Here is a 13223-nt window from a genome sequence, read left to right on the forward strand (position 1 = left end):
CACGTCCCTTTGGGAAATTTAAAACACTGAACAAGGCTGACAAGCGAAACAACAGTGACTATTTCGTGACCATGGACGATGAAACGACTAAGAGCACATCAAGTCTCGCTGAAGCCGGCGACGCCGTCAGTCTTGAGGCAATGATAGCGCGCGCGGCCCGCTCCGGAAAAGGCGCGCCGCCCGTCGAACGCTGGAACCCCGCCTTTTGTGGCGATCTCGACATGGAGATCAAAGCCGATGGCACCTGGTTCTACATGGGAACGCCGATTGGCCGCCCGGCGCTGGTACAGCTTTTCTCCTCCGTTCTGCGCAAGGATGAGGACGGCAAAACCTATCTCGTAACTCCGGTGGAAAAAGTCGGCATCCGCGTCGAGGATGCGCCTTTCCTCGCCGTGGAGATGGTCGTGACCGGCGCGGGCGAAGACCAGGCGCTCACTTTCCGCACCAATGTCGGCGATGTGGTCGAGGCCGGGCCAGAGCATGAACTGCGCTTCGTGGACCAGCCGGAGACCGGCGGGCTAAAACCCTATCTCCATGTGCGCGGGCGTCTCGAGGCGCTGGTGGCCCGCTCGGTCATGTATGATCTTGTGGAAGCGGGCGAGGAGATCGAGATTGACGGGCAGCTCATGTTTGCCATCCGCTCGCGCGGTTCGGTTTTTCCCGTGATGCCTGTCGCCGAACTGGATAGACTTTCGCAATGACCATGACGACCGCGCCCAAAAGCCTGTTCTCGGCAGAGGAATTCCGCCGCCGCGCTGCAAGACAGCAGGGACCGGCAGGGGCGGAAGACTATGGCGATCACAGCCTGAACCCGGACCTGCGCGAAATGATCGTCCGGCCCGGCCTGCGCGATGCGGCGGTGCTCATTCCGGTTGTCGATCATGCCGATGGCGCGTCGGTCATCCTGACCCAGCGCACGCTGGCGCTGCGCAACCATTCCGGCCAGATCGCCTTTCCCGGCGGCCGCATCGACCCGGAGGACGTGTCGCCCGAGGCTGCGGCGCTCCGCGAGGCGGATGAGGAAATCGGCCTTCGGCCCCGCATCGTGGATGTGGTCGGACGCATGCCCGATTACTCGACCGGCAGCGGTTATCGCATCGCGCCGGTGCTTGGTATCGTCCGTCCGGGCTTCCGGTTGCACCTCAATCCCGACGAAGTGGATGCCGCCTTTGAGGTGCCGCTTGCCTTTCTCATGGATCCCGCCAACCATCGGTGCGAAAGCCGTTTGTGGCAGGAGAAGGAACGGTTCTATTACACCATGCCATTCGGCGAGCGCTTCATCTGGGGCGTGACCGCCGGCATTATCCGCACCCTTTACGAAAGACTTTATGCTTGATGGACAAGCGACTGATTTCAGAATCGCAATGGCTGGCCGACGAAAAGCTTCAGAAACTGCTCGCAGCCCTTTCCACCGAGGGCGATGAGGCGCGCGTCGTCGGCGGCGCGGTGCGCAACACGCTGCTTGGCCAGCCTGTCACCGACATCGATATCGCCACCACCACGACGCCGGATGAGACCGTGCGCCGCGCGCGCAAGGCAGGTTTCCGCACCGCGCCGACGGGCATCGATCACGGCACCGTGACGGTAATCGCAGATGGTCACGCCTATGAGGTGACGACGCTACGCGCCGACGTGGAAACCGATGGCCGCCGCGCCAGCGTCACCTTCGGGCGCGACTGGCAGAACGATGCCGAGCGCCGCGACTTCACGATCAACGCGCTCTATGCCCGCGCCGATGGCGACATCATCGATCTGGTCGGCGGGCTTGCGGATCTCGACAGCCGCACCCTGCGCTTCATCGGCGATGCAGACACCCGCATCACCGAGGATTATCTGCGCATTCTGCGTTTCTTCCGCTTTTTCGCCTGGTATGGCGCTGGCCGTCCGGATGCCGCCGGGCTGAAGGCCTGCACGCGTCACCGCGACGGGCTGGAGCGTCTTTCCGCCGAGCGTGTCTGGGCGGAGCTCAAGAAGCTTCTGTCCGCGCCCGATCCTTCGCGTGCGCTTCTGTGGATGCGCCAGACCGGTGTGCTGACGAAGATCCTGCCGGAATCGGAGAAATGGGGCATCGACACGATCGGCCCGCTGATGGAGACGGAACGCACGCTTGGCTGGGGGCCGGAGCCGCTTCTGCGTCTTGCGGCGATCATTCCGCCCCATGAGCCGCGCATATTGGAACTGGGCAGGCGGCTGCGCCTTTCCAACGCGGAAAAGGCGACGCTGATGGGCTGGGCGAGGGCACCCGTTCCGCAGCCTGATCTCGATGAGGCCGGATTCAGAAAACTTGCCTACAGGTCTGATGAAAAAGGTCTTTTGTGGCGGCTGAAGCTTGCGCTTGTGAGCGCGCGGGCGCGCGCTGCCGAGGATGACAAGGCGCTGATGGAGGCTGCCGGCTTCACCCGCCTGATGAGGCTCGCCGCCGCATGGCAGAAGCCGGTGCTTCCGGTCGATGGCGGCGATCTGGCAAAGCTCGGGCTGGAAAAGGGGCGCGCGGTCGGTGAAGTCCTGTCGCGGCTTCAGGACGAGTGGATCGAGTCTGATTTCTCGTTGAAGCGCGACGCGCTGCTTGAGCGCGCCGCAGAGATGATTTCGACCGGATGATTTCGACCGCAGGCTGACCCTTTCGGGGCTGCGGTCTTTGGGGGGGCAGGGCGCGGCTCAGGCCGCGTTCTTGGCCTGCCCGATGCGAGAGCGGATGGCTTCCACCATGCTCTCGCGGATCACCGTTTCGCCGTGGGCATCGCGCATATGTTCGGCTGCGCGGCGGATCACCTCCGCTTCTTCCTCATGGCGTGTGTGCCAGTCGCAGCCTGGAACGAGCGAGCCGCAATGAAATTCCTTCATGAGACTGTCCTCCTGTTCTCGGTTGATGCGTGCCTTAAACTATAACACGGAATGCGGCGAGAGGTTGCTGAGGGAAACAAACTTGATTGGCATTGAGCTAGCCCACAGCGTCATCCGCCGTGCCGTCAGACTTCAAGCATTTCCTCGATCTCGCCGCGCAGCCATGCCTTGAATTCACGCACCTTTGCCGGTTCCTGCCGGTTCTCCGAGGTGATCAGCCAATAGCTGTAGCGTGTTCTGGCCCGCTCCTGAAACGGCGCGACCAGCCGCCCGCATTGAAGCGCATCATAAGCGAGTGTGTGCCAGGCAAGCATGACGCCCTGTCCGGCGATGGCTGCATCAAGGCAGAGCGCGGCGTCGGTGAAACTGTCGCCCTCAACGAGGTCGCGCTGGTCAAGACCAAGCGGTTTCAGCCACACATCCCATGCAATGTTCGAGTTGGCGTCGCGGATGATCGGCGCTGTGAGTATGTCTTCAGGCGTCTCGAGCGCGTCGGCCAGCGCCGGCGCGCAGACCGGAAACACTTCCTGCGGCAGAAGATACTCGCTCTTCACGCCCGGCCAGTCGCCTTCGCCCACACGGATCGCCAGATCGATGTCGCTGCTGTCGGGATTGATGAGGTCGGTCGAGGCCTCCAGCCGCAGCTTGGTTTCCGGATGCGCTCTCGTATAGCGCGCCAGCCGCGGCACGAGCCATTTGGATGCGAAGACGGGCGCGACCGAGATGGTCAGGACCGAATCCGTGTCGTGACGCGTCATCGCGACGGCTGCGTCGAGTGTCTGGAAGCCGAGGCTCAGCCGGTCGATGAACTGCTGGCCGAGCCCGGTTGGCCGGATGCCGCGTCCCGTCCGCTCGAAGATTGCCGCGCCGAGCTGCGCTTCGGTCTTGATGATCTGCTGGCTGACGGCTCCCACCGAAACGCCGAGTTCATCGGCAGCCGCACTGAGTGAGCCGCACCGACCCGCCGCTTCGACGGCGCGCAATCCGTTCAGGTGAACGCGTGGCAGGTGTTTCATATAGTTTTTCTAAAACAAACCACAGGCAATCTCCATTGAAAATAATGCCAAACGCCGGGATTTTGGCTCTCGTAGAGAAATCTCACAGATGGAGAAGGCACCATGTTTCAGTTTTTCTGGATAATGGTTCAAACCTTCAGGGACAATCACCGGCGAGCGGTGCAGGATGCCTGGGATGACAATTGGTGGCGTGATCCGCTGGCGCATCCGGCTCTTCGCGGCATGTCGGAGCGCGAGCTGGCGGATTTGCCGCTGCGTCGCTCCAGTTTTGAAGACCATGAGGAAGAAGAGCCGATGGCCGCACCATCAGTGCAGCCACCGGCATTCGTGTCCAGGCTTACTCAGCAGCCATCCGTTCGCCCAGAAAGCCACCCGACTGGCGTTTCCACAGCTGGGCGTAAAGCCCGTCCTGTTCCACCAGCGCGTCGTGCGAGCCCTCTTCGACAACGCGGCCCCGGTCCAGCACGATGATCCTGTCGAGAGCGGCGATGGTGGAGAGCCGGTGCGCCACGGCGATAACCGTCTTGTTCTCCATCAGCCGCTCAAGATTTTCCTGAATCACCGCTTCGATCTCCGAATCCAGCGCCGATGTTGCCTCATCGAGGATGAGGATCGGCGCATTCTTCAGCATCATCCGGGCGATGGCGATGCGCTGGCGCTGGCCGCCGGAGAGCTTTACGCCCCGCTCGCCCACCACCGCGTCATAGCCGGTCCGGCCTTTCGGGTCGGTCACATCGAGGATGAACTCATGCGCCGAGGCGCGCTTTGCCGCCGCGATGATTTCCTCTTCGGTGACGTCGCCCCGCCCATAGGCGATGTTGTCGCGGATCGAGCGGTGCATCAGCATCGGCTCCTGGCTCACCACGCCGAACTGTGCGCGCAGCGAGGCCTGCGTTACCTGCGTGATGTCCTGACCATCGAGCAGGATGCGCCCGTGCTCGGCCTCGAAAAGCCGCAGCATCAGGCTGACAATGGTGGTCTTGCCGGCGCCCGAAGGCCCGACCAGCGCCACGCGCTCGCCCGGCTTGATGTGCAGGTTCAGCCCCTCGATGATGCCGCTTTCCTTGCCGTAATTGAACGTCACGTCGTCAAAGCGGATGTCGCCTTCGGCGCGCGGCATGACCTTTGCGCCCTCGGCGTCGCGGATCGACGGCTCCACCGAAACGACGGTGGTTGAGTCCTGCACGGTCGCGTAGTTGCGGATCAGCCCGTTGATGTTGAACATCATCCAGCCCGACATCTGGTTCAGACGGAAGACGAGGCCCATGGCCGCCGCGATCTCGCCTGTGGTGATGGCGCTGTCGAGCCAGCGCGACACCGCCAGCACGAAGATTGCCGCCATCATGAAGCCGTTGACGATGGCCACCGTCACCCGCACGCGGGTGATGGCGCGCGTCAGCTTCTGCACCGCGCTCAGGAAATGCGCCATGCCCTCGCGCACATAGGAATGCTCGCGCTGGCCGCTGTCGAACAGCTTCACCGCCAGAATGTTGGTGAAGGCGTCGACCATGCGTCCGTTGAGGATCGAACGCTGGTCCGCCGTGCGCCGGCCTGCCCGCCGCAGGGGCGGCAGCAGGAAGCGCGCGATGGCCATGTAGGTCGCGAGCCAGAGCACGATGACCACGCCCATCCACGGGTCGAGCACCGTCAGAATGGAGAGCGCCAGCACCACGAAGGTGAGGAAGCTCCACATGGTCTGCAGCACGTTGATGATGAAGTCGCCCGTGGCTTCACCGCCCTGCAGTATCTTTGTGGCGATGCGGCCGGCGAAGTCGTTCTGGTAGAATTCATAGGGCTGTTCGATCACCCGCCGGAACGACTGCCAGCGCACACGCTGGTAGAAGGCAGGCGCGATGACCTGCTCTTCCAGCACCGTGTTGACGATGATGACCACGGCGCGGATCACCAGAAGCAGGGCCAGAAAACCGGCCAGCTTCGTCCAGTGATCGGCGATCAGCGTCGCCGGCGAGGAGGAGTCCAGCAGGTCGATCAGCCAGCCAAGCGCCCAGTAAAGCCCCGCATCGACGGCCCCCATCAGGCCGCCGGCGATCAGCAGCAGGATGAACGGCCATTTGGCCTGCCGGGCGAAGAAGAGAATGAACTCATGCGCCTTGACCGGCAGGACCGCCCGCGGCGTGTCGCCGAAGGGGTCTATGACCTCTTCGAGACTGCGCCACAGGCTGTCGGTTTGGTGGGGCTCCGTCTTTTCGCTGTCTTCCTTCATTCCGCAGCCTCGTTTGCTTCGAGATCGAGAAACCCGCCGGACTGGCGCTGCCAGAGGCTTGCATAGAGCCCGCCGGCGGCAACCAGATCGTCATGCGTGCCTTCCTCGACGATCCGGCCCTTGTCCATCACCACCAGGCGGTCCATGGCAGCGATGGTGGAGAGCCGGTGGGCGATGGCGATCACCGTCTTGCCCTGCATCAGGCGGTAGAGGTTTTCCTGGATCGCCGCTTCGACTTCGGAATCGAGTGCGGAGGTCGCCTCGTCGAGAATGAGGATCGGCGCATCCTTGAGCATGACGCGGGCAATGGCAATGCGCTGGCGCTGGCCACCTGACAGTTTGACGCCCCGTTCGCCCACATGGGCGTCAAAGCCCACGCGGCCCTTCGGGTCCGTCAGTCCGCCGATGAAGCTCATCGCCTCGGCGCGCCGGGCCGCTTCAAGCATCATCTCTTCGGTCGCGTCGGGGCGGCCATAGAGGATGTTGTCGCGTACCGAACGGTGCAGCAGGGACGTGTCCTGCGTGACCATGCCGATCGCGGCGCGCAGCGTGTCCTGCGACACGTCGGCGATGTCCTGGCCATCGATGACGATGCGCCCGCGCTCCAGATCGTAGAAGCGTAAGAGCAGGTTCACGAGCGTCGACTTGCCCGCGCCCGAACGGCCCACGAGGCCGACCTTCTCGCCGGGCTTCACGGTTAGCGACAGCTCTTCGATGACGCCGCCCTTCTTGCCGTAGTGGAAGCCGATCCCGTCGAAATCGATCTTGCCTTCCGGCACTGCAAGGGCCTTTGCGTCCGGCTTGTCATCGACCAGCCGGGGCATGGAGATCGAGCTGATGCCGTCCTGCACGGTGCCGACATTCTCGAACAGCGCCGTCAGCTCCCACATGATCCACTGCGACATGCCCCACAGGCGAAGCACGAGGCCGAGCACCACGGCCACGGCGCCGACGCTTACCGCACCGGCCACCCACAGGGTGACGGAGAGATACCCGACCACGACGAGGCACAGGGCGTTGAGCAGGTAGAGCAGGCCGTAGAGACCGGTGATGTTGCGGAACTGCTCATGCACCGTGTCGAGGAAGCCGCCCATGCCCTCGCGGGCGTAAGACGCTTCGCGTCGGCCATGCGAGAAGAGTTTTACCGTCTGAATGTTGGTGTAGCTGTCGACCACGCGGCCGGTCATCACCGAGCGCGCGTCAGCCTGCCGCTGCGCGATCTTTCCGAGCCTGGGTACGTAATGGCGCATGAGCAGGATGTACCCCACCAGCCAGCCCACCAGCGGTGCTGCCAGCTTCCAGTCGGCCGAGGCCGCGAGAACCAGCATGCCGGTGAAGTACACCGTCACATAGTTCATCACGTCGGTCATCTTGATCACGCATTCGCGCACGGCAAGCGCCGTCTGCATCAGCTTGGTGGCGATGCGGCCGGCAAACTCGTCCTGATAGAAGCTCATAGACTGTTTGAGCAGATAGCGATGCACCTGCCAGCGGATGCGCATGGGATAGTTGCCCATCAGCACCTGATGCGTGACCAGACCATAAAGGAACACCACCGCCGGCAGGGCGATGCCGACGATTGCAGCCATGCCGATCAGCTTTGCGCCTTCCTCATCCAGAAAGGTCGCGCGGTCCTTCTCGGCCAGCCAGTCGACGATGTTGCCGAGGAAGGAGAACATCCAGACCTCTGCAATGGCGATGATCATCATCAGGACCGCCGAAATGGCGATATAGGGCCATGCCCCTTTGGTGAAGTGCAGGCAGAAGGCGAAGAAGGTGCGCGGCGGCTCCTGCGGTTCTTCGGCGGGGAAGGGCTCAAGTCGTCGTTCGAACCATTGATACATTGTCTTTGGCGTCTTTCATTCTCGTGCCCGCAAACGCGACGCGTCGAGTCGCGTTTGCGGTGTAAACGTCTGTTTTCGTGCTCTTTTCCGCGGGCGGCGGCTGGCGGAAAAGCAAATGCGTTCGGCTAGATGTGGCCCTTGCGCGGCACGGATGCCGCAGGCCGGTTTGCGCGTTTATTGCCTGGCTCCTTCATGGAGCCGGTATTCAGGAAGGGCGGAGGCGTGCCGCCGCTTTGGTCGTGCGGTTTTGTGCGCGGTGGCTGCGCCTGGGTTCCGAGAGCGGCCTTGAAGGCTCCTGAAAGAGACGTGGCAGGAGCGCTGTCATGTCCGCGCAAAAACGCGGCGGTGGCCGGGTCGGTGCCTGAAATCTTATTGTCTTGAGACGCGGTGCGTCCGTTTGGAAAGCGTGCAGTCATGATGCAAATCCCATGTGTCAACCGGAAGAAACGGTCGGCGGATTCGCTCGTGAACTGCTTTGGTAATCTTAGAAAAGCTGAAGAACGAAAGCCGCCGTCAGGCCTGGTATGGCGCCGCGATGTACGGGCGCAGACCAGCGAAGGAGGTAAGCATCTTGTTGTCCATTGCCGCCTCCAGCGGTTTTCGTTGATGGGATGCACCTTATAACCGTGTTGTTCGGGCTTGACCAGAGGATGCGTTTTCTCTGCTGCCATCTGCGGTTGTGTCGGCGCATGCGTGATCGTGCCCGCTCCGCAGGCGTGCGAAGCGGGAAATGAGGGGTGCGAAGAGGGGCAGGCGCTCTTCATCGCAACAGCCGTTTCAGTTTCGCCATCAGGCCGATACGCGCTGCCGGCGCGACCTGTCCGAGGTCGATATCCGCCAATTGGCCGCGATGCGGCCGTTGCGTCCGGTCCTCATGGATGAGGGGCGTTTTCACACCAAGGGTCAGCGCCCATGCTTCAAGCCTGCGGTCCTGCAGGGTAGGGCGTGTGGGGTCTAGTTGTGGAACGAAAAAATCGTCATTGCGGCCGTTTGGCCGCCGGGGGAAGCGGTTGTGCATCGCGAACGTCCTTGGGGAGCGGGAGGAAATCCCGACGGACTGCGATGGGTAGCTGCCTTGGAATGGTGCAGGAGCGTGCCGGACCGAGTCCGCCGTCAGGCCTTGTGGCCACCGGCGAGGAGCCAGATCATGTGATGTCGTCGCATTGTCATGCCTTTCTCCTTCGGTTCGCGTTGACAATGGCGGGCTTATACCCACAGTTGCAGCGACCCGCCACCCGTAATTACGCCTTTCGGTCGACACGTCCTCAGCTGTGTCCGGAAGGCAACACTCAGCCATGTCGAGAGACACAGCCGCATGCGTATCGCGCTTTACCAGCCAGACATTCCCGGAAACACCGGCGCCATTCTCCGTCTCGCCGCCTGCCTCGGCTTCACGGTCGATCTGATCGAGCCTGCCGGCTTTGATCTCTCCGACCGGAATCTGAAGCGCGCGGGGATGGATTATCTTGAGCGTGCCGCGCTCGCCCGCCATCCGTCCTGGGAAACGTTCGAGCTCTGGCGCAAGCGCGAGGGCCGGCGTCTTATCCTGTTCACCACCCGGGCCGAGGCGGGTTACACGGACTTTTCCTATGCCGATGGCGACATTCTTCTGTTCGGTCGGGAATCTTCCGGTGCGCCGGAAGCCGTCCACGCCGCCGCCGATGCGCGGCTGACCATTCCCATGAAAGAGGGCGCGCGCAGTCTCAACCTTGCGATGACGGCCGCGATGGCCGCCGGCGAGGCGCTCAGGCAGTTGCGATAGGTCATCATCCTGGGGCGTTTCACGCTGCATCGGGCTCTTTCCTTGGCTTCGGAAAGAGCTGCCTACAGGTTCAAGCCGACTTTAAGTCAACAGCCGCGAGGCGCGCATATGCTGTTCAGAAACGCAGTCTGAAACAGGCCGTCACGTATATCTGAAATCTTGGATGGAAGACGCGGGAGGTCAGTCGGCGCTTGGTAATCGGCGCATCGTGAACTCGATCATGTCGCCGGGGCGTTCACACCAGCTTTCGATCTCTGTCCAGTAAGCCTGCTTGGGCCAGCGCTCCAGCCATTCGCGCGCTTTGTCGCGGGCCTGCGCGCGCGGCAGTGCAAAACTCTCCCGTAGAAATCCGTCGCGTGGCAGACGACCCGTCCTTGCGCGATGTTTGTCGAGGCTGCGTTTCAGCCCTTCCAGGGGTGGTTTTGCGGGCACACGCACGAAAGAACTCCTTGACCCGATTGATAAGAAGCTTAGGCAACGCTGTTGAAAAATGCGAGTCATTTGTGGGGCTGTCCGTTTCCTGCGGCGTTGCGTAGGATCGGGCGAAAGGAATGATGATGGAAAGACCAGAACTCCCTACCGGATTGCCGGACGATATCGAAGAAAAAAAAGCAGCCGCGCGCGCCTGGTTCGAGGAACTGCGCGACAAGCTGTGTTCAGCCTTCGAAAATCTTGAAGATGAGCTGACCGGGCCTTTGTCCACGCGCACGCCGGGCCGCTTCGAGCGTACGCCCTGGGAGCGCGACGGCGGTGAAGGCGGCGGGGGCGTCATGTCGATGATGCATGGCCGCGTTTTCGAGAAGGTCGGTATCCATGTCTCGACGGTTCATGGCGAGTTCTCTCCCGAGTTCCGCAAGCAGATACCGGGCGCGGAGCAGGATCCCCGTTTCTGGGCCTCCGGCATTTCGCTGATCGCCCATCCCCAGAACCCCCATGTGCCGGCCGTTCACATGAACACCCGCATGGTGGTGACCACCAGCCAGTGGTTTGGCGGCGGCGCAGATCTGACCCCGGTGCTTGACCGTCGTCGTTCGCAGGAAGACCCCGACACCGTGGCCTTTCACAAGGCCATGCGGTTCGTGTGTGAACGTCATGCCGGGATTGTCGACTACGAGAAATACAAGGCCTGGTGTGACGAGTATTTTTACCTGCCGCATCGCAAGGAACCGCGCGGCGTGGGCGGCATCTTCTATGACTGGCTCAAAACGCCGGACGAGAAGGGCGGCTGGCAGGCCGACTTTGATTTCACCCGCGATGTGGGACGCGCCTTTGCCGTCGCCTATCCGCATCTGGTGCGCAAGAACTTCAACACCAACTGGACCGAGGCCGACCGCGAAGAGCAGCTCGTGCGCCGGGGCCGTTATGTCGAGTTCAACCTGCTTTATGACCGCGGCACGATCTTCGGACTGAAGACCGGCGGCAATGTGAACTCCATCCTGTCCAGCATGCCGCCAGAGGTGAAGTGGCCGTAGCCGCAGCTGGCCGCTCAGTCATGTGATGCGGGCGGGCCGGGTTTCCCGAGGGGAGCCGGCCCGCCCGTTTTCTTCAGGGGCGCATGGTGGCGAGTTTCAACCCGAACCCGACGAACACCGTTCCGGTCACGGCTTTCAGCCAGCGCTGCATGCTGGCGCTGCCGCCAAGCGACTTCATGCTCGAGAACAGGAGCACGAGCGCCGAGAACCAGAGCACGTTCAGCAGCGAATGGATCGCCACCAGCGCAAACGCCCAGGACGTTGCATCCGCGCTTGCCGGAATGAACTGCGGAAACGCAGCGAGATAGAACATTGAAACCTTGGGGTTCAGCGCGTTGGTCAGGAACCCTTCGAGCCCCGCCTTCGCGAGCGTGCGCCGCCTCTTGGCCGGTGTGATGGAGTGCGGCGCTGCAAGACCGCGCCATGCCTGCCACAGGGCCTTGACCCCGATATAGCAGAGATAGGCCGCGCCCAGCATTTTTACGATGAAGAAGAGCTGGGCTGACTGCACCAGAATGATCGATATGCCCAGAATGGAAAGAAGGCCGTGCACATAGAACGCGGCGAAGAAGCCCGCGACATTGGCAAAGCCCGCCGCCTTGCCGGAAGTCGGCACGGTTTTGGCGATCAGCACCCCGTTGGGGCCGGGTGACACGACGAGAAGCGCTGCGACGAGAGTGAAGGTTCCAAGCTCAAGCAGTGTCATCAAGGTCACCTTGTCGGTTCATGCGGGACTGGGTGTGATGCTATATAGAAGGCAGTCTTTCGTTTTGTCCATCAACGGTGGAGCCGCGCTGCCCCATGCTGAAGATGCCCAGTTCCATCACCGGCCTCGTGTCTCACCCCTTGAGTGGCGATACGGTTTTGCAGCACGAGATTGCGGCAGAGCAGGCGTCGTCTCTGGGGCATGCAGGCCGGAGGGTCGAGAAGGCGCTGGCGCGGCTTTCCGAAGCGGATGAAAGCGATGCGCAGGCGCGCGACCGCCTGCTTCACGCCGCTGCTGATGCGGTTCATGGCTATTTCATTCAGCGCGAGCTGTGCGGAATGCGCAGGCATGATGATGTCATCAAGGACATGGCCATCCCGGGCAGGGTTCTGGCCCGATTGGGCGCGACCTGACAACCAGGCCGCATCCGCTCTCTGGTCTGGCGAATCCCTTATTCTGGCCCGCTTGCCGTTGCCGCGTTGCGATGGCAGTCCCGGTCTGCAAACAGATGCAGGCAGAAGAGATTACGCAATGGAAAACCGGTACGGCACGCTGGCCTCCTGGGTCTATCACCTCGACAAGCCCATAGGCCGCTCCTTCGGCGATATCGGGTTTTATCGTGATCGTCTGGCAGGCTGCAGCGGTCCCGTCCTTGAGCCTGCGGCTGGCAATGGCCGGGTGCTGATTCCGCTTCTTGAAGCTGGCTTCGATATTCGTGGTTTCGACGCGTCGGACGAGATGGTCGCCCATTGCCGGGCGGAGTGCGCGAAGAGGGGGCTGTCGGCGCCGGTCGATATCCAGCGCTTCGAGACGTTCTCTTATCCTGAGCGATTTGAGGCCATCATCATTCCCGCCGGTTCGTTCCAGCTTGTCACGGAACCGGAGGCAGCACTTGGCGTCCTTCGGCGATTCCATGACGCTCTTTGTGCGGGCGGACGCCTGCTGCTTGATCTCGATCCGCTGGCCTCACTCGCCGATACGTCCCGCACCGCGCGTCACTGGCGCGACGGGGACAGTCTTCTGACGCTGTCGGAGCAGCGTGTGGAAACCTGCTTCCAGCGCCAGACCATGCTTTCCCACCTGCGTTACGAGCAGTGGCGCGATGATGTTCTTGTGGCAAGTGAGCTGCAGCTCTTCCATCTGCGTCTATGGGGCGTTCTGGAGATGGAACTCGCCCTGAAAGCCGCGGGTTTCAAGGAAATTCGCGTCCATGGCGACTATTGCGCCGATGAGAAGCCCGGGCCTGAGGCAGTCAGCTTCACCTTCGAGGCGGTCGCCGGCGCGTGATCTGGACGGCAGGTGTCAGGATGGTGGGAGGCGCGTTCGTTGAAAAATAAGAGTTTTTCACTCATCTT

16 protein-coding genes are annotated in these 13223 nt (G+C 62.2%); 7 read left to right on the forward strand and 9 right to left on the reverse strand.

The features are described 5' to 3' along the window. Positions 1-71: 71 nt before the first annotated feature. From NDI72_RS02635 to NDI72_RS02645, 3 genes are read left to right on the forward strand one after another with little or no spacing between them, the layout of a single operon-like run. Positions 72-701, forward strand: a complete 630-nt coding sequence (locus tag NDI72_RS02635) for a DUF1285 domain-containing protein (protein WP_206554701.1) — start codon at positions 72-74, stop codon at positions 699-701. Continuing rightward, positions 698-1336, forward strand: coding sequence for a CoA pyrophosphatase (locus tag NDI72_RS02640; RefSeq protein WP_283799494.1), 639 nt, complete (start codon positions 698-700; stop codon positions 1334-1336). The genes NDI72_RS02635 and NDI72_RS02640 overlap by 4 nt, the downstream gene beginning before the upstream one ends. Next, a complete protein-coding gene (locus tag NDI72_RS02645) occupies positions 1336-2601 on the forward strand; it encodes a CCA tRNA nucleotidyltransferase (protein ID WP_283799495.1) in 1266 nt (421 codons plus the stop codon). The genes NDI72_RS02640 and NDI72_RS02645 overlap by 1 nt, the downstream gene beginning before the upstream one ends. A gap of 57 nt (positions 2602-2658) precedes the next feature. Here the strand turns inward: NDI72_RS02645 and NDI72_RS02650 are convergent, their stop codons facing one another. From NDI72_RS02650 to NDI72_RS02680, 7 genes are all read right to left on the reverse strand, one after another. After that, the gene (locus NDI72_RS02650; RefSeq protein ID WP_113155833.1) at positions 2659-2844 is read right to left on the reverse strand and encodes a DUF1059 domain-containing protein; all 186 of its coding nucleotides are present in this window, start codon (positions 2842-2844) and stop codon (positions 2659-2661) included. 125 nt (positions 2845-2969) lie between these two features. Continuing rightward, entirely contained in the window at positions 2970-3860 is an 891-nt protein-coding gene (locus tag NDI72_RS02655; protein ID WP_283799497.1) for a LysR substrate-binding domain-containing protein, read from the reverse strand. Positions 3861-3869: 9 nt separating this feature from the next. After that, a complete protein-coding gene (locus NDI72_RS02660) occupies positions 3870-4139 on the reverse strand; it encodes a hypothetical protein (protein ID WP_283799499.1) in 270 nt (89 codons plus the stop codon). A gap of 58 nt (positions 4140-4197) precedes the next feature. Beyond that, a complete protein-coding gene (locus tag NDI72_RS02665) occupies positions 4198-6084 on the reverse strand; it encodes an ABC transporter ATP-binding protein (RefSeq protein ID WP_206554680.1) in 1887 nt (628 codons plus the stop codon). Continuing rightward, a complete protein-coding gene (locus NDI72_RS02670; protein WP_206554681.1) occupies positions 6081-7928 on the reverse strand; it encodes an ABC transporter ATP-binding protein in 1848 nt (615 codons plus the stop codon). The genes NDI72_RS02665 and NDI72_RS02670 overlap by 4 nt, the downstream gene beginning before the upstream one ends. Positions 7929-8053: 125 nt before the next feature. Continuing rightward, a complete protein-coding gene (locus NDI72_RS02675) occupies positions 8054-8599 on the reverse strand; it encodes a hypothetical protein (RefSeq protein ID WP_283799500.1) in 546 nt (181 codons plus the stop codon). 89 nt (positions 8600-8688) lie between these two features. Next, complete coding sequence (locus NDI72_RS02680; protein ID WP_283799501.1) at positions 8689-8946, reverse strand: hypothetical protein; 258 nt, start codon at positions 8944-8946, stop codon at positions 8689-8691. Positions 8947-9243: 297 nt separating this feature from the next. Here NDI72_RS02680 and NDI72_RS02685 point away from each other — a divergent pair, with 297 nt between their 5' ends. Then, positions 9244-9690 carry a tRNA (cytidine(34)-2'-O)-methyltransferase gene (locus NDI72_RS02685; protein WP_206544035.1) on the forward strand — a complete coding sequence of 149 codons (447 nt, stop codon included), beginning with the start codon at positions 9244-9246 and terminating at the stop codon, positions 9688-9690. Between the two features lie 180 nt (positions 9691-9870). Here the strand turns inward: NDI72_RS02685 and NDI72_RS02690 are convergent, their stop codons facing one another. After that, entirely contained in the window at positions 9871-10128 is a 258-nt protein-coding gene (locus NDI72_RS02690) for a hypothetical protein (RefSeq protein WP_113155827.1), read from the reverse strand. 119 nt (positions 10129-10247) lie between these two features. Here NDI72_RS02690 and hemF point away from each other — a divergent pair, with 119 nt between their 5' ends. After that, positions 10248-11162, forward strand: a complete 915-nt coding sequence (gene hemF / locus NDI72_RS02695) for an oxygen-dependent coproporphyrinogen oxidase (protein WP_206544320.1) — start codon at positions 10248-10250, stop codon at positions 11160-11162. Between the two features lie 73 nt (positions 11163-11235). Here the strand turns inward: hemF and NDI72_RS02700 are convergent, their stop codons facing one another. Continuing rightward, entirely contained in the window at positions 11236-11868 is a 633-nt protein-coding gene (locus tag NDI72_RS02700) for a LysE family translocator (RefSeq protein WP_206548253.1), read from the reverse strand. A 95-nt stretch (positions 11869-11963) separates the two neighbouring features. On the opposite strand from NDI72_RS02700, the gene NDI72_RS02705 reads away from it, so the two are divergent. Together NDI72_RS02705 and NDI72_RS02710 are read left to right on the forward strand one after the other, a co-directional pair. Continuing rightward, positions 11964-12281, forward strand: coding sequence for a DUF6665 family protein (locus tag NDI72_RS02705; RefSeq protein WP_502888368.1), 318 nt, complete (start codon positions 11964-11966; stop codon positions 12279-12281). Positions 12282-12399: 118 nt separating this feature from the next. After that, entirely contained in the window at positions 12400-13155 is a 756-nt protein-coding gene (locus NDI72_RS02710; RefSeq protein ID WP_206994075.1) for a class I SAM-dependent methyltransferase, read from the forward strand. The last annotated feature ends 68 nt before the right edge of the window (positions 13156-13223 follow it).

Origin of the sequence: Nitratireductor sp. GZWM139 (genome assembly GCF_030068685.1) — a bacterium.
GTDB lineage: Bacteria > Pseudomonadota > Alphaproteobacteria > Rhizobiales > Rhizobiaceae > Nitratireductor > Nitratireductor aquimarinus.